Origin of the sequence: Hydrogenophaga flava NBRC 102514 (assembly GCF_001571145.1) — a bacterium.
GTDB lineage: Bacteria > Pseudomonadota > Gammaproteobacteria > Burkholderiales > Burkholderiaceae_C > Hydrogenophaga > Hydrogenophaga flava.
Window position 1 is genome coordinate 63,637 of record NZ_BCTF01000022.1, and the last position, 20,830, is coordinate 84,466.

The window sequence follows — 20,830 nt, forward strand, 5'->3', positions numbered from 1 at the left end:
TGTCCATGTCTGCTGCCGCTGCTGCCGCCCCCGCCAATGGCGAGGCCCCAGCCAAACCCAAGAGCAAGAAACTGCTGTTCATCATCATCGGCGTGGTGGTGCTGGCGCTGGTCGGCGCGGGTGCGGCCTTCTTCCTGCTGAAGAAGTCCCACAGCGAAGACGAGGAGGACGGCACCGAGGTGACGGCCGAGGACGATGGCCACGCCGCCCCCCTGCGCGACCCCAAGACCCCGCCGACTTTTCTGCCCCTGGACAGCATGGTGGTCAACCTGGCCGACCCGGGCGGCAACCGCTTCGCCCAGCTGGGCATCACGCTGCAGCTGGCCGATGCCAAGACCGGCGAAGAGATGAAGACCTACATGCCCAGCATCCGCAACGGCATCCTGATCCTGGTTTCGCAGCGCACCGCCGAACAGATGCTGCGGGCCGACGGCAAGCAGGCCCTGACGCAGGACATCATGGCCGAGATCTCCAATGTCATGGGCTACGACTACGAGCACCCGGACGCCGAACCGGAGCCTTCCTCGAAGGGCAAGAAAAAGAAGAAGAAGGCCGCGCCCAACCCGATCGAGGGTGTGCTCTTCTCCAGTTTCATCGTGCAGTGACCCAGGGGACCTGACGCCATGGCCGATTCGTTTCTTTCCCAGGAAGAAGTCGACGCCCTTCTGGAAGGGGTCACGGGCGAGAGCCAGAAGCTCGAAAAGGACGACGTCCCCACCGACGGCGTCCGGGTCTACAACCTCTCCAGCCAGGAGCGCATCGTCCGTGGGCGCATGCCCACGATGGAGATCGTCAACGAACGCTTCTCGCGCAACCTGCGCCTGGGGCTGTTCAACTTCATCCGGCGCAGCCCGGAGGTCTCGGTCGGTGGCGTGCAGGTTCAGAAATACAGCGCCTTCCTGCGCGAGCTGGCGGTGCCCACCAACTTCAACATCATGGCCGTGCGCCCACTGCGCGGCAACGGCCTGGTGGTGTGCGAACCCAACCTGCTGTTCGGCGTGATCGACAGCCTCTACGGCGGCAACGGCAAGTTCCACACCCGCATCGAGGGGCGCGACTTCTCGCCCACCGAGCAGCGCGTGATCGACCGCCTGGTCGAGGTGGTGGCCGAGGAATACAAGAAGGCCTGGCGCGGCGTGTACCCGATCGAGCTGGCCTACCAGCGTTCGGAGATGCAGCCCCAGTTCGCCACCATCGCCACCCCCAGCGAGATCGTGGTGTCCACCAGCTTCACGCTGGAGATCGGCGACATCACCGGCTCGCTGCACATCTGCATTCCCTACGCCACGCTCGAACCCATCCGCGACGTGCTGTATTCCAGCGTACAGGGCGACGCCATCGAGGTCGACCGTCGCTGGGTCAAGCTGCTGGGCCAGGAGATCCAGGCGGCCGAGGTGACCATGGTCGCCGAGCTGGCCCAGACCGACGCCACGGTGGAACAGCTGCTGGCGATGCAGGTCGGCGACTTCATCGAGCTGGACCGCAACCCCGCCATCAAAGCCCATGTCGACGGTGTGCCGCTGTTCGAGTGCCAGTACGGCACGCACAAGGGCAAATACGCGCTGCGCATCGACCGCAAGCTGAGCAACAGCACCGACAAGACCTGGCAAGGAGATCCGTATGTCCACTGAGAACACCGACACCATGAACGATTCCGTTGCCGACGACTGGGCCCAGGCCCTCGAAGAACAGGCCGTGGCCAGCGCCCACGACAGCGCGCCCGCGTTCGACGACCACCCCTCGGCACCCGCCACCAGCGCGGGCAACGTCGTGCAGGACATCCAGATGGTGCTGGACATCCCGGTGCAGCTGACGGTGGAACTGGGCCGGGTGAAAGTGCCGATCAAGTACATCCTGCAGCTGGCGCAGGGCTCCATCGTCGAGCTCGACGCCCTGGCCGGCGAACCCATGGACGTGCTGGTCAACGGCTACCTCATCGCCCAGGGCGAGGTGGTGGTGGTGAACGACAAGTTCGGCATCCGCCTGACCGACATCGTCACGCCGTCCGAGCGCATGCGCCGTCTCTCCAAAGGTTGAAGGCTGCCCATGCTCCAGAACGCCGCCCCGGCCATCGTGCTGCTCATCGTCATGGTGGGCATCGCCTGGCTGCTGCAACGCTACCGCCGCCACCTGCCCGGCGCCGCGAACCGCGCCGGCCCGCACCTGCAAGTGCTGGGCTGTGTCGCGCTCGGCCCGCAGCAGCGCGTGGTCACGCTGCAGGTCGGCCAGGGCGAGCAGGCGGTCTGCCTGGTGCTCGGCGTCTCGCCGGGCAGCATCACCGCGCTGCACCAGATGCCGCTGCCGCCCGAGGCCACCGCAGCACCCTCCGCCCCGGGCCACACCCCTGCCCCCGCCGGCTTCGCCGCGCGGCTGGCCCTGTTCCGCAAGGACGGTGATGCGAACCGCTGAACACCCCCGCCGCGCCCGCCTGCTCGGCCTGGCCTTCCTGCTGCTGACCGCCGCACCCGCCTGGGCGCAGCAGGCCGGCAACGCCGCGCTGCCCATCGTGGTGGGCCAGGGCGCGGGCGGCACCAGCTACTCGGTGCCGATCCAGACCCTGCTGTTCTTCACCGCGCTGAGCTTCCTGCCCGCGGTGCTGCTGCTGATGACGGGGTTCACCCGCATCGTCATCGTGCTCTCGCTGCTGCGCCAGGCCCTGGGCACGCAGTCCGCGCCGCCCAACCAGGTGATCATCGGCCTCTCGCTGTTCCTCACCCTGTTCGTCATGGGGCCGACGCTGGACAAGGTCTACAACGAGGCCTACCAGCCCTACACCAGCAACCAGATTCCGTTCGACCAGGCGCTGGACCGCGCGCAGGGCCCGATGCGCGAGTTCATGCTCAAGCAGACCCGCCAGAGCGACTTCGAACTCTTCGCCCGCCTGGCCAAGCTGCCCGAAGACGTGAAGGCCGAGACCGCGCCCTTCCGCGTCATCGTGCCGGCCTTCGTCACCAGCGAGCTCAAGACCGCGTTCCAGATCGGCTTCATGATCTTCATCCCCTTCCTGGTGATCGACATGGTGGTCGCCAGCGTGCTGATGTCGCTGGGGATGATGATGCTCTCGCCGGTGCTGGTCGCCCTGCCCTTCAAGCTGATGCTGTTCGTGCTGGCCGACGGCTGGAACCTGCTGCTCGGCTCGCTCGCCGCATCCTTTGCCACCTAGACAGGACCCAACCATGGACCCCCAAGCCGCCCTCACGATGGGCCAGAACGCCCTCTTCATGGTGCTCATGGTGGCCGCGCCCGTGCTGGCCGTGGTGCTCGGCGTGGGCCTGCTGGTCAGCCTGTTCCAGGCCATCACGCAGATCCACGAAGCCACCCTCTCCTTCGTGCCCAAGCTGATCGCCGCCATCGCCGTGTTCGCGATCGCCGGGCCGTGGATGATGACCACCCTGGTCGAGTTCATCCGCAACACGATTCTGGCCATCCCCAACCACGCGATCTGAACGCTCGCGCGGCCGGCGCCATGTTCTCGTTCACTGAAGCCGACATCATGTCGCTGGTGGCGCCGGTGTTCTGGCCCTTCCTGCGCATCCTCGCGGTGTTCTCCAGCGCGCCCATCTTCTCGGCGCGCTCGGTGCCCATGCGCTCCCGCGTGGCGCTGGCCATGCTGGTGGCCATCTGCGCCCAGGCCGCGCTGGCCGACCAGCCCGTGGTCGGCCTGACCGACCCGCAGGCCATGGGCGTGGTGCTGCAGCAGGTGGTGATCGGCCTGGCGATCGGCCTGGCGGTGCGCATCGTATTCGCCGCGGTGGAGCTGGCGGGCGAAATCATCGGCCTGCAGATGGGCCTGAACTTCGCTGGCTTCTTCGACCCCAGCACCAACCAGCAGACCAGCGCCGTAGGCCGCTTCTACGGCAACAGCACCATGCTGCTGTTCGTGGTGCTCAACGGCCACCTCATGGTGCTGCAGGCCGTGGTGGCCAGCTTCGAGACCTTCCCCGTGGGCACCGGCGCGTTCGAGGCCATCGAGCGCATGCGCCTGCACGAGCTGGGTTCGGTCGTGTTCCGCTATGGCCTGTGGATCGCGCTGCCCATGGTCGGCATGCTGCTGTTCGTCAACATCGTGCTGGGTTTCATCTCGCGCGTGGCGCCGCAGATGAACGCCTTCGCCATCGGCTTCCCGCTCACCCTCACCACCGGCCTGCTGGGCATCGCCGTCACCCTGCCCATGCTCGAAGGCCCGGTGGTGGCGCTGATGAAGCTCGCCACCGGCATGTTCACGGGCGGGTGAGCCGCACGCTCACTCCCAGCGCAGGTCGCGCAGTTTCCAGTCCGACCCGTCCAGCGCCCACTGCAGCTGCACCGAATAAGGCGAGGCGCGTTCGGGAATCAGGCCCTGCGCGCCGGTCACCAGCACCTGCGCCTCGGTGATGCCGATGCTCGACCCCGGCGGGTCGATGCGGCTGCTGCGCGTGACCGCGATCACTTTCACGTTCGCATAGCGCAGGAACATCAGCGCCATGGTCTTGCGCGCCCACTCGGCGTCGTACTCGTCCTGTGCGCGAAAGCGCGTGTCCAGCATCGCCAGCACGGCCTTGCTGTCCCGGGCTTCGAGGCGGTCCTGCAGCTGCTGCACGGCGGCTTCGAGCGCGGTCTGTGGGTCGGGTTTGCTGCAGGCGGTGAGCAGGCCGGCGGCGGTGGCGAGCAGGGTGAGGGAGGCGGTGCGGCGGTGCATGGGGTGAAAACAGAAGGAATGTCCAATCGAGGATTCGCTCCGAGGCTTGTCGAGCGTCAACGCGGTACCCGCCTGCGCAACCACCAAATCGCCAACGGAAGCGCACAGGCCACAGAGATGAACGCAAACGGTGCCCAGAGCACAGGTTCATCCCGGAGACCCATGCGCGAGCCCCAGCCGGACGGACCGGCCATGAGCAGCAGCAAGGCAAGCGAGGCGGACACCGACAGCAAGATCAATACCGCTGCGCCCGTTCTGGCCAGAGAAGACGTACCGCTGCTGACATGCAGCGCTGCCAACACAGCGGTGGCCAATACCCAGGGTGGCAGCAGCACCCACCCCATCAACAATGCCAGCTCCAGGGGGCTCACCAGCTACACCAGACTGTTCCGTATCGCATACACCGTCAACTCCGCGTTGTTCGACAAGTGCAGCTTTTCCAGCACCCGCGCGCGGTAGACGCTCACGGTCTTGGGGCTGAGCATCAGCTCGTCGGCGATCTCGGAGAGCTTCTTGCCCGAGGCGATCTTCTGCAGGGTCTGCAGCTCGCGTTCTGAAAGGCTGGCGTGCAGCTCTTCGGTCTCGGGGGCGTTCAGGTTGTCCACCAGCATCTGCGCCACCTCGGGTGTGACGTACTTGCGGCCCTGGTTCACGGTGCGGATGGCAGCGATCATCTCGGCCGGCTCGCCCGCCTTGTTCAGGTAGCCCCGCGCGCCGGCGCGCAGGCAGCGGATGGCGTACTGGTCTTCCGGGTACATCGAGACCACCAGGGTCTTGACGGGTGAACCCTCCTCGCGCAGCGCGGCCAGCACCTCCAGTCCGCCGCGGCCGGGCATGTTGAGGTCCAGCACCAGCACGTCGCACTCGGTCTTGCGCATCTGCTCGCGCAGCTCGGGGTAGCTGCCGGCTTCGCCGACGACCTGGATGTCGACGGCTTCGGAGATGGTGTCGCGGATGCCGCGCCGGACGACGGCGTGGTCGTCGCACAAGATGACCTTGATCATTGTTCTTCGTCCCTGTGGTGGTGGTTGTCGTCCTCGCCATCGAGCGGCACCGAGAGGATCACGGACGTGCCCCGCGGTGAGCTGCTGATGTCCAGCCAGCCGCCGACCTTGGCGGCGCGTTCCTTGAGCCCGAGCAGGCCGAAGGACTTGGCCTTGCGCAGGGCCTCGGCGCTCAGACCCCGTCCGTTGTCGCTGACTTCGAGCGTGAGCACGCCTTCGCGGTCGCTCAGGTCGATGTCGACCGCGGTCGCGTGGGCGTGCTTGGCCACGTTGGTCAGCGCCTCCTGCGCGGTGCGGTAGGCCACGAGCTGGACGGCGCGCGGCACGTCGATGTGTTCGGACGAACGGCGAACGGTGACACGGGTGCCGTTGCGTTTCTCGAAGCCGGTGGCCATCCACTGCACCGCCGCCACCAGCCCCTGGTCGAGGATGGGTGGGCGCAGGTTCATCATGATGCGCTGGCTGGCGCCCAGGGCGTGCTGCAGCATTTCCAGCGCGGTGTCCATGTGCTGGCGCACCTCGGGGTCGAGCGCCGGGCGGCGGGAGATCCAGGCCAGGTCGAGCTTGACCGCGGCCAGCGAGCCGCCGATGTCGTCGTGGATTTCGCGTGCGATGTCGGCACGTTCCTGCTCGATGCTGGTCTGCAGGTGCTCGGCCAGCTCGGCCAGGCGGCGCTGGGATTCGGCCAGCTCGGCGTCGGCCCGGGCCTTGGCGCGGCGGGTTTCGGACACCTCGATGGCGCGCTGGATGACGTGCGCCACCCGGTTCATGCTGTCCTTGAGCAGGTAGTCGCTGACACCGCGGTGCATGGCCTCGACGGCCGCGGCCTCGCCGATGGCGCCCGAGAGGATGACGAACGGCAGGTCCATCCCGATCTCCCGCAGCCGTTCCCAGGCGTCCAGCCCGGAAAACCCGGGCAGGTGGTAGTCGGCCAGCACGATGTCGTAGCGGTTCTCGCGCAGCTCGCGCTCGAAGTCGTCGAGGGTGTCGACCAGCTGGATGTCGTGGTTCAGACCGCTTTTCTGCAGCGCGAACTTGACCAGGGCGTGGTCGACGCGGGAATCCTCGAGGTGGAGGATGCGGACAGGACGGGATTCAGTGGTATCGGGCATGCGGCTCGCAGTGTTCGAAATGGCGCTGAATTCGGGCCGTTTTCTGCCGATACAGCCTGTCACAGATCCCGAAAATTGTACTGCCCCAACACCCTGGAGCGGTCTCGAAAACGACCCTCATGCCCGACCACAAGGACCCGCCGATGACGCCCCAGACCTCGCCATCTGTCAACTTGCCAGTGAATCTGGTCGCCGATGTCCAGGACTCCCTGCTCATGGCCATGACCGACCTCAAGCGCCTGGAAGGTCTGCTAGACCACGCCACCGGCAACCTGATGGAACGCTTTTCCACCGCCAACCACGCCCTGGCCCACCTGGCCGGCAACGAGAACGACGACCTGCTGAACATCCGGCGCAGCCTGCACCAGGCCGTGACGGAGTTGCAGTTCCACGACATGGCGACCCAGCTGATCGCACACACCGGCAAGGTGTTGCAGGGCTGCGCCTGGAAGCTGGCCGAGGAGGCCATGGAGCCGGAGGAGGACGAACTGCCGGTGAGCCTGGACCCGACCCCCGACCGCCCCAGCCCGGTCACCCAGAACGAGATGGACGCTGGTTCCATCGACCTGTTCTAAAGAGCCCCATCTGTTTGCCGATATCCGAACGAACCACGGAGAACCCACATGCAATCCATTCTTGCCGTCGACGACTCGGCCTCCATGCGAAAGATGGTGTCCTTCACCCTCACAGGGGCAGGCTTTCATGTCGTGGAGGCTGTCGATGGACAGGACGCGCTTGAAAAGGCGCAGTCCCACCACATCGACCTGGTGCTGACCGACCAGAACATGCCCCGCCTGGACGGGCTGGGCCTGACCAAGAAGCTGCGCGAGAACGCCAAGTTCAAGGCCACCCCCATCCTGATCCTGACCACCGAGTCCAGCGACCAGATGAAACAGGCCGGCCGCGCCGCAGGCGCCACTGGCTGGCTGGTCAAACCCTTCGATCCGGGTCGTCTGATCGAAGTCATCCAGAAAGTGATCCGCTGAGGAGCGCCCCATGGCAGAAGCAACCCACGAAAACTCCTCCGCCGGTGGCAACATCGACCTGAGCCAGTTCTATCAGATCTTCTTCGAGGAAGCCGGCGAAAACCTGGACCAGATGGAGCAGATGCTGCTCGCGCTGGACCTGGAAAAGGCCGACGACGAGGAACTCAACGCGATCTTCCGCTGCGCCCACTCCATCAAGGGCGGCGCCGCCACCTTCGGCTTTGCCGACGTGGCCGAGCTGACGCACCAGATGGAGTCGCTGCTGGACAAGCTGCGCCGCCACGAGCTGCAGCCCACACCGCCCATGGTGGATGTGCTGCTGGAATCGTCCGACGCGCTCAAGCTGCTGCTGGCCCGCCACCAGGGCCAGGGCGTGGAGCCGCCGCCCACGGGCGAGCTGGTGGCGCGCATCAGCGCGCTGGCCCACGGCACCGCTGCGGTGTTGCCCCCTGTTGTTGCCCCTGTTGCGGCCCCTGTCGCTGCGCCGGTGGCTGCCGCGCCAGCCCCTGTGCAGGCGCCTGCGCCCGCAGTGGCCGCAGTGGCGCTGGCCAGCGGCGAACGCAAGCTGACCATACGCATCGGCCCGCTGGACCAGCTGGCCCAGGCGGACGGCATCGGCGAGCTGTTCCGCGACATCGCCGGCCTGGGCCGCATCGAAGCGACGAGCGACGAAGGCCAGTTCCGCTCGCTCGAGGTGTTCACCCGCTCCAGCGACAGCGACCTGATGGACCTGTTCACCTTCCACGTGAGCAAGGAACAGATCCAGATCTCCGAGGCCAGCGCACCGCCGGCCCCCGTTCTCGCCCCGATCGCCGGCGAGGGCAAGGACTTCGGTTTCTTCGACGACGCGCCGGGCACGCCTGTGGCCCCTGCGGCGGTCGCACCGGAGGCGCCGGTGGTTGAAGCCGCCCCGGTGGCACCGGCCGTGCCAGTCCCTGCGGCCAAGCCGGCAGCGCGCGCCGAGGCCCGCCCGGCCGCGACCGGTGGCCTGGAATCGAGCACTCTGCGCGTGTCCGTGAGCAAGGTCGACCAGCTGATCAACCTGGTGGGCGAGCTCGTCATCACCCAGGCCATGCTGGCGCAGAAAAGCCGCGAACTCGACAGCACCGCCAACCAGCAGCTGCTGGCCGGCCTGGTCGACCTGGACCGCAACACCCGCGACCTGCAGGAAGCGGTGATGTCGATCCGCATGATCCCGATGTCGGTGGTGTTCAACCGCTTCCCGCGCATGCTGCGCGACCTGGCCTCCAAGCTGGGCAAGAAGGTCGAACTGATCACGCACGGTGAGGCCACCGAACTCGACAAGGGCCTGATCGAGAAGATCACCGACCCGCTGACCCACCTGATCCGCAACAGCTGCGACCACGGCATCGAGATGCCGGAGGAGCGCCTTGCCAAGGGCAAGACCGAGCACGGCACGATCACGCTCTCGGCCTCGCACCAGGGTGGCAGCATCCTGATCGAGGTGCGCGACGACGGCAAGGGCCTCTCGCGCGAGAAGCTGCTCCGGAAGGCCCGCGAAAAGGGCATGGACGCACCCGATTCGATGACCGACGCCGAGGTGTGGAACCTGATCATGGCGCCGGGCTTCTCCACCGCAGAGGTGGTGACCGACGTGTCCGGCCGCGGTGTCGGCATGGACGTGGTCAAGAAGAACATTCTCTCGCTGGGTGGCACGGTGGAGATCGACTCCGCCGAGGGCTACGGCATGAGCGTCAAGGTCCGCCTGCCGCTGACCCTGGCCATCATGGACGGCATGAGCGTGCGCGTCAGCGACGAGGTCTACATCCTGCCGCTGTCCTCGGTGATCGAGTCCTTCCAGATCAACCCCAGCGACATCAACACCGTGGCGCAGGGTGCGCAGCTGGTGAAGGTGCGCGAGGAGTACATGCCGGTGATCGAGCTGGAGAAGATCTTCTGCGTGCCGCGCTTCGAGTTCCACGGCGGCAGCCCGATCATGGTTGTGGTGGAGGCCGAGGGGTCGCGCGTGGCCCTGATGGTGGACGAGCTGCTGGGGCAGCAGCAGGTGGTGATCAAGAACCTGGAGTCCAACTACCGCAAGGTCCCCAACGTCTCGGGCGCCACCATCCTGGGCGACGGCAAGGTCGCCCTGATCCTGGACACCTCGGGTCTGGTGCGCCGCTCGCGCCACTGAACGGACCGGTCCCCAAGGACAACCGATGCTGCAGCACACACGCACCCCTTCCCGTCCCTCGGCGTCCACGCTGGATCTGCCGGTGTTCGACGACGGTCCGCTGGCCCAGGGGCGCGAGTTCGTCTGGTCCGACGCCGACTTCTCGCGCATCAAGGCGCTGATCTACAAGAAGGCGGGCATCAGCCTGCACGACGGCAAGCACGCCATGGTCTACAGCCGCGTCTCGCGCCGCCTGCGCGAGACCGGCCACACCAGCTTCAAGAGCTACCTGGACGCGCTGGAGCAGCACGACGGCCCGGAGTGGCAGGAGTTCATCAACGCCCTGACCACCAACCTGACCGCCTTCTTCCGCGAGCAGCACCACTTCGGCGTGCTAGAAGAGATGCTGGCGGCCAGGCGTTCGCACAACTGGAAGATCTGGTGCTCGGCCGCCTCGACCGGCGAGGAGCCCTATTCGATCGCGATGACCGCGGCGGAGACGCTGGGTGCCTCGGGCAGCTTCCACATCGTCAACAGCGACATCGACACCAAGGTGCTGGCCACCGCGGCGCGCGGTGTCTACAAGGCCGACGGTGTCAAGGGACTGAGCCCCGAGCGCCTGCAGCGCCACTTCATGCGCGGCAAGGGTGCCAACGCCGGGCTGATGCGCGTCAAGCCCGAACTCCAGAAGCACATGGAGTTCATGACCATCAACCTGATCCACGACCTGCCGTTCCGCGAGCCGTTCGACGTGGTGTTCTGCCGCAACGTGATGATCTATTTCGATACGGCCACACAGCGCCAGGTGCTTGAGCGCATCCACCGCGTGATGAAGCCCGGCGGCATGCTGTTCGTCGGTCACGCCGAAAACTTCAGCGACGCGCGCAGCCTGTTCACGCTGCGGGGAAAGACGGTCTATGAGCGCATTTGACGCCGCCCCCCGGGTCCGCAGCACGCCGACGCCGCCACTGGCCGGCGCCGCGCTGAAAGCCATGGCCGCCCCTGCGGGCCGCGGCAGCCTGGAGATCCTCAAGGCCCGCACGCCCAAGCCGGGCGAGGCCTCGTTCTTCTACCGCGACCACCACTTCAACATCGACACCGTCAAGGTGCTGCCCGGCGAGTACTACGTGACCACCGACGACATGATGGTCATGACGGTGCTGGGCTCGTGCATCGCCGCCTGCATCTGGGACCCCAAGGTGCGCGTGGGCGGCATAAACCACTTCATGCTGCCCGAGGGCGCAGGCGACACCTCCGGCCGCTACGGCTCTTACGCGATGGAACTGCTGATCAACGAGATGATCAAGCTCGGCGCCCGGCGCGAGAGCATGCAGGCCAAGGTGTTCGGCGGCGGCCAGGTGATGCACAGCTTCACCACCATGAACGTGGGTGAGCGCAACACCGCCTTCGTGCTCGACTATCTGCAGACCGAACGCATCGCCGTCATCTCCAAGGACGTGCTGGACATCTATCCGCGCAAGGTCTGCTACTTCCCGGCGACGGGCAAGGCCATGGTCAAACGACTGGCCCACTCGCACCCGGAGACGCTGGAAACGCAGGAACGCAAGGGCAATGCCGCAACGGTCGCCAAGACCAACGCCGGCGGCTCGGTGGACCTGTTCTGAAGGGAGAACAAGAATGGCCAAGATCCGGGTGGTGGTGGTGGACGATTCGGCGCTGGTGCGCAGCCTGCTGACCGAAATCATCAACCGCCAGCACGACATGCAGTGCGTGGGCGCTGCCAGCGACCCGCTGGTGGCGCGCGAGATGATCCGCGAGCTCAACCCCGACGTCATCACGCTGGACGTGGAGATGCCGCGCATGGACGGGCTGGAGTTCCTCTCGCGCCTCATGCGCCTGCGGCCGATGCCGGTGGTGATGGTGTCCACGCTGACCGAACAGGGCGCCGACATCACGCTGCGCGCGCTGGAGATGGGCGCGGTGGACTACGTGGCCAAACCCCGCATAGGCATCACCAGCGGCCTGAACGAACTGGCCGGCGACATCGTCGACAAGATCCGCATCGCCGCGGCTGCGCATGTGCGGCGCCTGGCCCCGACGCCGGCCGCGCCCGGCGCCACCACCCAGGCCACCTCGGCCGGGGCAGCGGCCGAGGCGCCGCGGGCGCCGCTGCCGCGGCTGTCGACCACCGAGAAAGTCATCTGCATTGGCGCCTCCACCGGCGGCACCGAGGCCATCCGCGAGGTGCTCACGCCACTGCCGGCGGACTCCCCCGCGATCGTGATCACCCAGCACATGCCGCCGGGCTTCACCACCAGCTTCGCAGCCCGGCTGGACTCGCTGTGCAAGATCCGCGTCGAAGAGGCGCGCGACGGCCAGCGCATCCTGCCCGGCCACGCCTACATCGCCCCTGGCGGACACCACCTGCGCATCGACCGCAGCGGCTCGAACTACGTCGCCGTGGTCGAGGACACCGAGCCGGTCAACCGCCACCGCCCCTCGGTGGAGGTGCTCTTCAAGTCGGCCGCGCGCGTGCTCGGCCCCAACGCGCTGGGCATCATGCTCACCGGCATGGGGGCCGACGGCGCCCTGGCCATGCGCGAGATGAAGGACGCCGGCAGCTACAACTATGTGCAGGACGAGGCCAGCTGCGTGGTCTTCGGCATGCCGCGCATGGCCATCCAGGCCGGCGCCGCCCACGAGGTGCTGCCCCTCAAACAGATCGCCCCGGCGCTGCTCAACCGCCTGGCCAGCAACCCCGCCCTGGTGCGGCACCGCATCTGAGCCCCCACCCACCACACACGCGCTGATCCGAGGAATCCCTCCATGAACAACCGCCGCCTCTTCACAGCCAGCGCCCTGCTCTGCGCGCTGACCCTCTCCGGCGCCGCCCTGGCACTGGAGGCCCCCAAGGAGCGCCCCATCCTCGCCATCAGCGGCAAGATCGCCGAGAAGAACGCTGGCGACGTGGCGCGTTTCGACATGAAGATGATCGAGGCCCTGCCCCAGCACACATTCACCACCAGCACGCCCTGGTTCGACAAGCCGGTGAAGTTCACCGGCCCGCTGCTGGCCGACGTGCTGGCCGCCGTCAAGGCCAGCGGCACCAGCGTGAGCGCGGTGGCGATCAACGACTACAAGGTCACCATTCCCGCGGCCGACGCCGCGAAGTTCAAGGTGATCGTCGCCCGCCTGATCGACGACAAGCCGATCCCGGTGCGCGAGAAGGGCCCGCTGTTCGTGGTCTATCCGTTCGACAGCAGCGTCGAGCTGCGCACCTCGACCTACTACGAGCGCTCCATCTGGCAGCTCAAGGCACTGGACATCCAATGACAATCGCACCGCCGAATCTGGCCCGCTGGCAAGGTCGGCAGTGGGCCCTGGCCATCTCGCTGATGCTGGCCATCACCCTGACGCCGCTGGGCTGGATCCAGTGGCGCCAGTACCGCATGCTCGACGATGTGTCGACCAACCAGGTCGACTCCATCATGTGGCAGGCCTACCAGCTCGAACGCGAGCTGGGCCGGCTCGAACACGCGATCATGGACGCCCTGCAGTCGCCTGGCACCGTCGACCGCTACGAGCTGCTGGAACGCTACGAGGTCTACCTCAGCCGCATCGATCTGCTGACCAAGATACCGCGCCGCGACCTGCTAGAAGCGTCCTTCGAATACACCGCGACCATGGCCAAGGTCAAGGACTTCAACAAGATCGCCGACCCGCTGTTCGCCGATCCGCAGGCGCTGGTGGCCAGCCCCGACAAACTGAGGCAGCTGGACCGTGCCATCGAGGACCTCAAACCGCTGATGGGCGAGCTCACGCGCGAGGCCAACCGCGCCGTGGCCCGTTTCGTCGACGAGCGCAACACCCAGCTGCGCCAGCAGGGCCTGCTGGTGATCGGCCTGGCCGCTGCGCAGATCGCAGTGATGCTGCTCTTCGTCGGCCTGCTGGTGCAGCACATCCGCAAGCAGCAGCGCCAGTACGCCACGCTGCAGAAGCTGAGCCAGGAGCTGGAGGTGGCCCGTGACCAGGCCGAGGCCGCCAACCACGGCAAGAGCGTCTTCCTGGCCAACATGAGCCACGAGATCCGCACCCCGTTCCAGGGGCTGCTGGGCATGCTCAACCTGCTGGACAACGCCTCGCTGACCAGCCAGCAGCGCGACTACCTGGGCACTGCACGCGATTCCGCGATGCACCTGCTGGGCGTGCTCAACGACATCCTGGACGTCTCGACCATGGAGTCGGGCACGCTCAAGCTGACGGTGGCGCCGATCCACCTGCCCAGCGTGGTGCATGAGGTCGATGGTTTGATGCAGGTGGCCGCCCGCGAGAAGGGGCTGGAGCTGAACATCTACGCCGCGGCCGACCTGCCCGACTGGGTCGAAGCCGATGCCACACGCCTGCGCCAGATCATGTTCAACCTGATCAACAACGCCATCAAGTTCACCAGCGAAGGCAGCGTGATCGCCGAGCTGACCCGTGCCCCCGCGGGCAAGACCGGTGTGCGACTCACCGTGCGAGACACTGGCATGGGCATGGACGAAGAGACGGTCAGCCGCCTGTTCACCCGCTTCTACCAGGCCGACAACTCGCTGCGCCGCCGCATCGGCGGCACCGGGCTGGGTCTGGAAATTTCGCGCAACCTGGCCCGCATGATGGGCGGCGACATCGAGGTCAGCAGCCAGCTGGGCATGGGCTCGGTGTTCACCGTGCACCTGGACCTGCCGGAGACCAAGGCCCCGGTCGAAGAAGAGCCAACCTCGGTGATCGGCAGCATCCAGCGCAAGCTCAAGGTGCTGGTGGCCGAAGATCACCCCATCAACCTGAAGTACATGAGCATCCTGCTGGAGAAGATGGGCCACGAGGCCACCTTCTGCGAAAACGGGCAGGAGGCGCTGCAACTGCTGGCGCGCGAACCCTTCGACGTGGTGCTGCTGGACTACCACATGCCGGTGCTCGACGGCCTGGCGACCACCGAAGCAATCCGCCGGATCGACGGCCCGGTGTCAGAGATCAAAGTGATCCTGGTGACCGCCGACGTCGTCAACGACACGCGCAAGCGGGCGCTGGAAGTCGGTGTGAGCGAATTCACCAGCAAGCCCCTGCAGGCCGAAGACCTCAAACGGGCACTGCGCCGCTGCGGTTTGCAGGACGACCTCGGCATGACCGTGGAAGAACTGGACTCGTCCGCGCTGCGTGCGTTCAGCCCATTCCCGCTGTCGTCCTACGAGACGCCGGTGCGCCTGCCCAACCTGAGCCACACGGCGGCGGGTCTGATCGACCCCGAGTCCTACCGCGAGATCCAGGACATGATGCTGGAAGAGTCACTGGAGGAGTTGCTCAAGACCGTCTTCGAACCGCCCGAAGGCACGGTGCATGTGCTGGGCCAGTCCCTGCTCGATGGCGACCGCCAGTCGATCGGCTACAACGCCCACAAGCTCAAGGGCACGGCCATGTTGATGGGCTTCCGCGCTCTGGTGAGGACATCGGCCCAGATCGAGCACATCGCCACCCAGACCGATGACCCGGTACCGGCCGAACTGGGACAGCAGTTGCTGCGCGAAGCCGACCTCACCCGCCAGGCCCTGCGCGACTTCGAGGCGGCGCAGACGGCCTGAGCGGCGCCCTTCCTTCCAGCAACAAAAAAGCAGGTCATCGACCTGCTTTTTTTGTTGGAGACAAGGAAAACGCTGTGGGTCGAGCCCCTGCGGGCGTTCACACCCGGCGGCTGAGCAGGCTGCCGGTTTCCAGAGGTGGCCAGGTGCTGGCGCCCTGCTCGGTGTAGGCCACCGGCTCCTGCTCCCGGCGCAGCGCGGCGGGGACGGCCTCGATGCCGGGCAGATCCACCTGGGCGTCGTTGGCGACGGGTGGCTGGTTCGTGGCCCCCGCGTCCCGCACCCCGCTGGCTGCCGCGGCGTCGACGGCGGCCGCCTCCTGCTCGCGGCCCAGCACCACATCGACCACGGCGGCGCTGGCCTTCCACACCGTGGTCAGCACCTCCTGCAACTGGAGCTTCTGCTCGGACTGCTCACGGGCCTTCTGCTCTTCTTCTTGGCGCTGCTCGGCGCGCAGCCTGGCATCGGCCAGGTAGTCGGCGGGTGAACCGCGCTCGCTGTCCTTGCGCGCGTTGGGCAGGATGGGGGCCGGTTGAACAGTGGGCGCACCAGCGCCCGGTTCCTGGTCGTTGCGGACCGGGGACGGAACGCCGCTGCGCGTGCCCTGGCCACCGCGACCCGAATCGGCCTGCGGATCGCGGGCGGACGGCTGTGCAGCGCCGGCCGAGGAAATGGCAGCGACCGGCGCCACGGTCACGGGCGCCGCAGTCGGCCAGCTCACCGGCTGGCTGGTACTGATGTTCAACATGGAAAACCCCTCTTCAACGGGTCAGCGGCCATGACAATTCCGCTGGTCCTCCGGGTTTTCGACCACCTAAACCGGAACTTGAGGGGTTTTCACCCCCCAATTCAGCTGGCGGCCAGTTCTTTTTCGTGCATCCAGGCGGCGTGCTTGGGTGCGCGCTTCGTCTGGGACCATTCATTGAGCATGTCCCACTTCACATCGTCGAGCTTCTTCATCATCTCGGGCGTGGCGGTGTTGGCCGCCAGTTCCAGGCGGTGGCCGTTGGGGTCGAAGAAGTAGATCGACTTGAAGATGGTGTGGTCGGTCAGGCCCACCACCGGGATGCCGGCCGCTTCCAGCCGCGCCTTGGTGGCTTCCAGCTCCGCCACGGTGTCGACCTCCAGCGCGATGTGCTGCACCCAGTCGGGGGTGTTGGGGTCCTTGCCCATCTCGGGCGAGTTCGGCAGTTCAAAGAACGCCAGGATGTTGCCACCGCCCGCGTCCATGAACAGGTGCATGTAAGGGTCGGGCGCGTGTGTCGACGGCACCTGGTCTTCAGCGATGGCGAGCACGAAGTTCATGCCCAGGTGCTTCTGGTACCACTCGACCGTGGTCTTGGCGTCCTTGCAGCGGTAGGCGACATGGTGGATCTTGCGGATGTTCATGGGGGTCTCCTTCGGAATGAGGGGTTCAGACGCCTTCACGGGCAATCGCGAGCGCCTGTTTCAGCGCCGAGATGTCGCCGACCTGGTTGGCCAGCAGCAGGATCAGCTTGGCATTGAGCATCTGGCTCTGTGCGTCGCTGAGGTCGCGATGGGTCTCGATCAGGGCTTCGTAGAAGTCGTCGCCGGGCGTGAAGTCGCGGAAGTAGCGCTGGCCGGGCTCGGCGAGGTTGGGTTGCAGTTGCAGGCTCATGGAGGTCTCCTCGGGTTCAGGCCGCGACGGGTTCAGGCCGCGACGGCTTCAGGCATTGCGGCCACGGCTCCCTGGGTGTGGCCGGCGGCTCGGGCCAGTGCGGCGCGCACGGCGGCCAGGTCGGCGCGGCGCCAGCGGGCGGCCACGTGCTGGTCGGGGCGGACCAGATAGGTCGTGCCCGGGCGGGCGTCGTAGCGCTGGGCGCACAGGCCGTCGCGGTCCTGCAGCACGGTAAAGCCGACGGCGCTGCCGCCGTGCGGCGTCACCAGCACCGTCTCGACCGGCACCGGCTCGGCGGCCAGCGCCGTGGCCTGGGCGCGCAGCGACGGCTCCAGCTGGCCCGGATCGTCGACGAAGGCCAGCAGCACGAAGCGGTTGCCCAGCTGGTCGAGCAGCCAGGCGTCCTGCCCGGCCACGCGCACCGGCGCATCGTCCATCGGCGCACCAGGGACCATGTTGCCCTCGAAGGCATCCACGTCGGCCGTGTTCAGCGCCGAGTGCACCAGGAAGGCGGGCACCGACAGGCGGCCGGAGTTCACCAGCTTGCGCGCGAAGGGCTGGGTGCGCGCCAGCTCCAGCGCCGCGTTGCGGAACAGCTTGCTGACCGCGCTCTTGGGCGTGATGAAGTCGGTCGAACGGGTGGAGTTGCGGATGTTCTCGTCGGCCGCGTAGGTGCGGTCGGCGTCGTAGCTGTCGAGCAGGGCCTCGGGCGCCTGGCCCTTGATCACCAGCGCCAGCTTCCACAGCAGGTCGTCGGTGTCCTGGAAGCCGGAGTTGGCGCCGCGCGCGCCGAAGGGCGAAACCTGGTGCGCCGCGTCGCCCGCGAACAGCAGGCGGCCGTGGCGGAAGTTCTTCATGCGACGGCACTGGAAGGTGTAGATGCTGGCCCACTCCAGTTCGAACTCGCGCTCGTCGCCCAGCATGGCCTTGACGCGCGGAATGATCTTCTCGGGCTTCTTCTCTTTCTCGGGGTCGGCGTCCCAGCCGAGCTGGAAGTCGATGCGCCAGACGTTGTCGCTCTGCTTGTGCAGCAGCACGCTCTGGTTGGGGTGGAAGGGCGGGTCGAACCAGAACCAGCGCTCGGCCGGGAAGTCGGCCTTCATCACCACGTCGGCGATCAGGAAGCGGTCCTTGAACACATGGCCTTCAATGTCCAGGCCCAGCTGGCGCCGCACGTTGGAGCGCGCGCCGTCGGCCACGATCAGCCAGTCGGCATCGATCTCGAAGTTGCCATCCGGGGTCTCGACGCTGACGCGGGCGCCGTCTTCCAACGGCGTCACGCCCACCACCTTGTACTTCCAGCGCAGGTCGGCGCCCAGTTCGGTGGCGCGGTGCGCCAGCGCCTCTTCGAGGTGGTACTGCTGCAGGTTGATCATGCCCGGGCGCTTGTGGCCGGCGTCGGGCACGAGGTTGAAGCGGTAGACCTCTTCCTCGCGCAGGAAGGTGCGGCCGACGTTCCAGCTCACGCCCTTGTCGACGACGGCATCGCCCACGCCCAGCCGGTCGAGGATTTCGAGCGCGCGCTTGGCGTAGCAGACAGCCCGCGAGCCGAAGGAAACGCTGTCTTCTTCGTCGAACAGCAGCACGTCCAGGCCGTGCAGCCGAGCGTCGATGGCGGCGGCGAGGCCAACCGGGCCGGCGCCGATGACGATGAGGGGTTTGCGCTGGGGTTCGCCGGCGATGAGGTCGGCGGGGGCGCGGTACGGAAAGGTGGGGTAGGTGTAGGTGCCCATCGAGGTCTGTCTCCTGCGGGGTGTGCACCGGCTTCAGGGTCGGCCGGCCGGGGTTTGGTCCGGGGCGTACTGTAGCTCAGAATTTCGTATTGGTAAATACGTTTCTCTAAACGTAATTTTCATACTGCTAGCCAAATCAGTCTCGCGGCGTTTCTCGGCGACACCTCTCAGGCCCTAAAGCTTTGCTGGCGCGCCCACATTGGTTCGCCAACATGTGTGCAAGCGCCAACGGCGTGGGGTGACCACGCAGCGAAGTAAAGGAGGAGGACCGGCGCAGCCGGTCCGGGGGACATGAGCGGAGTGGTCACCCCACGCCGTTGGCGCAGAGAGGGGGAGTCAAAAACGCAACGGCCACCAACCAGACGCCGGAGAAAAAGAGGTCACAGGTCTTCTTCAGAAGGCGCCACAGGTTCCCGCACCACCGTCACCGGCACCGGCGAGTGGTCCACCAGGTGCTGCGTCACCGACCCCAGCAAGGCCGCCCGCAGCCCCCCGCCCGTGCCCGCCGTCATGATCACCGCGTGGCAGCCAAAGCGCTCGACGATCTCGATCAGCATGTGCGCCGGATCGCCCGTGGCCACTTCCTTCTCCACCTTCTGCCCGGCCGCCTCCAGCAGCGCCACCGCCGGTCGCATCAGGTCCAACCCGGCACCCTCGCTCACCTTCTCCAGCACCTCGGGGTCGTGCGCCACCACCATCTCGTACAGCGTGGCGCTCTCCTGCACGTTCGCCACCACGAAGCGTGCCCGCAACCCCGCGTGCACCAGCCGCACCGCGTGGTGCACCGCCAGCAGCGCGTGGGAAGAACCATCGACCGGAATCAGGATGTTCAGCATGGCGATCACCTCCAGCGAATGGCCCCGCCCCTTGCAGGACCGTCGGGCCATGATGCCATGCGAGTGCCACGATGACCATGCCGGACACCGCTGATGCCACAGGGTCACACCGTGTGCGGAAAGTCTCGCAGCGGTGCGGGCTTTGCCGGCCACCTGTCAGTCCTGACAGTCGTCCGCGACAGCAACCGGGGCAAGATCCCTGCAGCAACCGCTCCCGTCCGGTCAGACTGTCTTTCACCACACCATGTGCCCCCAAACCCGCGAGCTGTTTACCGAGTCCGCCTACGGCGCCCTGCCCCAGCCGGACCCAAGGCTGGTCGCCGCACAGGCCGCCCAGCCCGCCATCGAACCGCCGACCTTCGTCGAAACCCTGGGCTTTCCCAAGGGCACGCCTGCGCTGCCCCTCGCCCAGGTGCTCGAAGACATCCGTGCCACCGCCCCCGGCACCCGGGTCAACCGCCTGCTGGCGCCCGGCACCCTCAGCCGCCTGTTCAGCCAGGAGGCCGCCGAGGCTTCCTACGCGCTCGCCATCCTGTCCATCGTCGAATCCCCCGACTTCGAATCGACGCTGGCACGCCTGCGCGCGTGCTGAGTTTCTGCACCTTGCCGCAGGTGCGCGCTTAAGATCTTGGCTCCCCACAGCCGCCGAGGCCCACGTGAACACGGACCCTTCGACCCACCTGACGCTGCAGGCCGAACCCGGCCACCTGATCCGCCGCGCGCACCAGCTCGCGGTGTCGACCTTTCACGACACCCACGGCCGGCAGGTCACGCCGGTGCAGTACGCGGTGCTGCGCGCGCTCAAGGCCGAGCCCGGCATCGACCAGGTGACACTCGCCGACCGGGTGGCGCTGGACACCTCCACCACCGCTGACATCGCCACCCGGCTCGATGCCAAGGGCTGGATCGTGCGCGAGCTGCTGCCGCGGCGCCAGCGCGCCTTGCGCCTGACCGCCGACGGCGAGTCGGTGCTGGCCGACATGCTGCCGCGCGTGCACCCGATGTACTCGCGCCTGCTGGAACCGCTGGAACCCCAGGAACGCGACGAGTTCCTGCGCCTGCTGCGCAAGTTCGTGCAGCTCAACGAACAGCCAGCCCTCCCACCCGATCAGGGTTAACCCGAAGCTGCGGG

At 66.9% G+C, this 20,830-nt stretch carries 26 protein-coding genes; 17 read left to right on the forward strand and 9 right to left on the reverse strand.

What is annotated here, in order from left to right; translation table 11 throughout:
* Positions 1–5 precede the first annotated feature (5 nt).
* From HFL01S_RS18365 to fliR, 7 genes are read left to right on the forward strand one after another with little or no spacing between them, the layout of a single operon-like run.
* Complete coding sequence (locus HFL01S_RS18365; RefSeq protein ID WP_084383478.1) at positions 6–605, forward strand: flagellar basal body-associated FliL family protein; 600 nt, start codon at positions 6–8, stop codon at positions 603–605.
* An 18-nt stretch (positions 606–623) separates the two neighbouring features.
* Positions 624–1,631 (forward strand): flagellar motor switch protein FliM, encoded by a 1,008-nt coding sequence (gene fliM, locus HFL01S_RS18370; RefSeq protein ID WP_066261213.1) that lies wholly within the window; start codon positions 624–626, stop codon positions 1,629–1,631.
* Positions 1,621–2,037 (forward strand): flagellar motor switch protein FliN, encoded by a 417-nt coding sequence (fliN, locus tag HFL01S_RS18375; RefSeq protein ID WP_066261215.1) that lies wholly within the window; start codon positions 1,621–1,623, stop codon positions 2,035–2,037. Before fliM ends, fliN begins: the two co-directional genes overlap by 11 nt.
* 9 nt (positions 2,038–2,046) lie before the next feature.
* Positions 2,047–2,409, forward strand: coding sequence for a FliO/MopB family protein (locus HFL01S_RS18380; RefSeq protein ID WP_066261216.1), 363 nt, complete (start codon positions 2,047–2,049; stop codon positions 2,407–2,409).
* Positions 2,396–3,163: a flagellar type III secretion system pore protein FliP gene (fliP, locus tag HFL01S_RS18385; protein ID WP_066261218.1), complete on the forward strand. Its 768-nt coding sequence runs from the start codon at positions 2,396–2,398 to the stop codon at positions 3,161–3,163. The genes HFL01S_RS18380 and fliP overlap by 14 nt, the downstream gene beginning before the upstream one ends.
* Before the next feature lie 13 nt (positions 3,164–3,176).
* The gene (gene fliQ / locus HFL01S_RS18390; protein ID WP_066154898.1) at positions 3,177–3,446 is read left to right on the forward strand and encodes a flagellar biosynthesis protein FliQ; all 270 of its coding nucleotides are present in this window, start codon (positions 3,177–3,179) and stop codon (positions 3,444–3,446) included.
* A 20-nt stretch (positions 3,447–3,466) separates the two neighbouring features.
* A complete protein-coding gene (gene fliR / locus HFL01S_RS18395) occupies positions 3,467–4,234 on the forward strand; it encodes a flagellar biosynthetic protein FliR (protein ID WP_066261219.1) in 768 nt (255 codons plus the stop codon).
* Between the two features lie 9 nt (positions 4,235–4,243).
* Here fliR and HFL01S_RS18400 read toward each other — a convergent pair whose 3' ends face one another.
* Genes HFL01S_RS18400 through HFL01S_RS18415 form a run of 4 tightly spaced genes read right to left on the reverse strand, consistent with a single transcriptional unit; the run spans position 4,244 to position 6,794 of the window.
* Positions 4,244–4,678, reverse strand: coding sequence for a hypothetical protein (locus tag HFL01S_RS18400; RefSeq protein ID WP_066261221.1), 435 nt, complete (start codon positions 4,676–4,678; stop codon positions 4,244–4,246).
* 56 nt (positions 4,679–4,734) lie between these two features.
* Positions 4,735–5,049 (reverse strand): hypothetical protein, encoded by a 315-nt coding sequence (locus HFL01S_RS18405; RefSeq protein WP_066261223.1) that lies wholly within the window; start codon positions 5,047–5,049, stop codon positions 4,735–4,737.
* Between the two features lie 3 nt (positions 5,050–5,052).
* A complete protein-coding gene (locus HFL01S_RS18410) occupies positions 5,053–5,682 on the reverse strand; it encodes a response regulator (protein WP_066261224.1) in 630 nt (209 codons plus the stop codon).
* A complete protein-coding gene (locus HFL01S_RS18415) occupies positions 5,679–6,794 on the reverse strand; it encodes a hybrid sensor histidine kinase/response regulator (RefSeq protein WP_066261226.1) in 1,116 nt (371 codons plus the stop codon). Before HFL01S_RS18415 ends, HFL01S_RS18410 begins: the two co-directional genes overlap by 4 nt.
* A 119-nt stretch (positions 6,795–6,913) precedes the next feature.
* Here HFL01S_RS18415 and HFL01S_RS18420 point away from each other — a divergent pair, with 119 nt between their 5' ends.
* From HFL01S_RS18420 to HFL01S_RS18455, 8 genes are read left to right on the forward strand one after another with little or no spacing between them, the layout of a single operon-like run.
* A complete protein-coding gene (locus HFL01S_RS18420; protein ID WP_245644857.1) occupies positions 6,914–7,369 on the forward strand; it encodes a hypothetical protein in 456 nt (151 codons plus the stop codon).
* Between the two features lie 48 nt (positions 7,370–7,417).
* Positions 7,418–7,780 carry a response regulator gene (locus tag HFL01S_RS18425; protein ID WP_066261228.1) on the forward strand — a complete coding sequence of 121 codons (363 nt, stop codon included), beginning with the start codon at positions 7,418–7,420 and terminating at the stop codon, positions 7,778–7,780.
* Positions 7,781–7,790: 10 nt separating this feature from the next.
* Complete coding sequence (locus HFL01S_RS18430) at positions 7,791–9,935, forward strand: chemotaxis protein CheA (RefSeq protein ID WP_066261230.1); 2,145 nt, start codon at positions 7,791–7,793, stop codon at positions 9,933–9,935.
* A 25-nt stretch (positions 9,936–9,960) separates the two neighbouring features.
* Positions 9,961–10,845 (forward strand): CheR family methyltransferase, encoded by an 885-nt coding sequence (locus HFL01S_RS18435; RefSeq protein ID WP_066261231.1) that lies wholly within the window; start codon positions 9,961–9,963, stop codon positions 10,843–10,845.
* Positions 10,832–11,539: a chemoreceptor glutamine deamidase CheD gene (gene cheD, locus HFL01S_RS18440; RefSeq protein WP_084383479.1), complete on the forward strand. Its 708-nt coding sequence runs from the start codon at positions 10,832–10,834 to the stop codon at positions 11,537–11,539. Before HFL01S_RS18435 ends, cheD begins: the two co-directional genes overlap by 14 nt.
* A gap of 13 nt (positions 11,540–11,552) precedes the next feature.
* Positions 11,553–12,659 carry a protein-glutamate methylesterase/protein-glutamine glutaminase gene (locus HFL01S_RS18445; protein WP_066261234.1) on the forward strand — a complete coding sequence of 369 codons (1,107 nt, stop codon included), beginning with the start codon at positions 11,553–11,555 and terminating at the stop codon, positions 12,657–12,659.
* 42 nt (positions 12,660–12,701) lie between these two features.
* Complete coding sequence (locus HFL01S_RS18450; protein ID WP_066261235.1) at positions 12,702–13,208, forward strand: putative pterin-binding protein; 507 nt, start codon at positions 12,702–12,704, stop codon at positions 13,206–13,208.
* Positions 13,205–15,493: an ATP-binding protein gene (locus HFL01S_RS18455; RefSeq protein ID WP_066261237.1), complete on the forward strand. Its 2,289-nt coding sequence runs from the start codon at positions 13,205–13,207 to the stop codon at positions 15,491–15,493. Before HFL01S_RS18450 ends, HFL01S_RS18455 begins: the two co-directional genes overlap by 4 nt.
* Positions 15,494–15,590: 97 nt before the next feature.
* On the opposite strand, the gene HFL01S_RS18460 is transcribed toward HFL01S_RS18455, so the two are convergent.
* From HFL01S_RS18460 to HFL01S_RS18480, 5 genes are all read right to left on the reverse strand, one after another.
* Positions 15,591–16,238, reverse strand: coding sequence for a hypothetical protein (locus HFL01S_RS18460; protein ID WP_066261238.1), 648 nt, complete (start codon positions 16,236–16,238; stop codon positions 15,591–15,593).
* Between the two features lie 101 nt (positions 16,239–16,339).
* Positions 16,340–16,879: a VOC family protein gene (locus HFL01S_RS18465; RefSeq protein WP_066261239.1), complete on the reverse strand. Its 540-nt coding sequence runs from the start codon at positions 16,877–16,879 to the stop codon at positions 16,340–16,342.
* Positions 16,880–16,904: 25 nt separating this feature from the next.
* Entirely contained in the window at positions 16,905–17,129 is a 225-nt protein-coding gene (locus tag HFL01S_RS18470) for a DUF2783 domain-containing protein (protein WP_066261241.1), read from the reverse strand.
* Between the two features lie 32 nt (positions 17,130–17,161).
* Positions 17,162–18,862, reverse strand: coding sequence for an FAD-dependent oxidoreductase (locus tag HFL01S_RS18475; RefSeq protein ID WP_066261243.1), 1,701 nt, complete (start codon positions 18,860–18,862; stop codon positions 17,162–17,164).
* Positions 18,863–19,242: 380 nt separating this feature from the next.
* Positions 19,243–19,749, reverse strand: coding sequence for a universal stress protein (locus tag HFL01S_RS18480; protein WP_245644858.1), 507 nt, complete (start codon positions 19,747–19,749; stop codon positions 19,243–19,245).
* 193 nt (positions 19,750–19,942) lie between these two features.
* On the opposite strand from HFL01S_RS18480, the gene HFL01S_RS25770 reads away from it, so the two are divergent.
* Together HFL01S_RS25770 and HFL01S_RS25775 are read left to right on the forward strand one after the other, a co-directional pair.
* On the forward strand, positions 19,943–20,290 hold the full coding sequence (locus HFL01S_RS25770) for a hypothetical protein (RefSeq protein WP_066261246.1): 348 nt from the start codon (positions 19,943–19,945) through the stop codon (positions 20,288–20,290).
* Between the two features lie 64 nt (positions 20,291–20,354).
* A complete protein-coding gene (locus HFL01S_RS25775) occupies positions 20,355–20,816 on the forward strand; it encodes a MarR family winged helix-turn-helix transcriptional regulator (RefSeq protein WP_066261247.1) in 462 nt (153 codons plus the stop codon).
* Positions 20,817–20,830 lie beyond the last annotated feature (14 nt).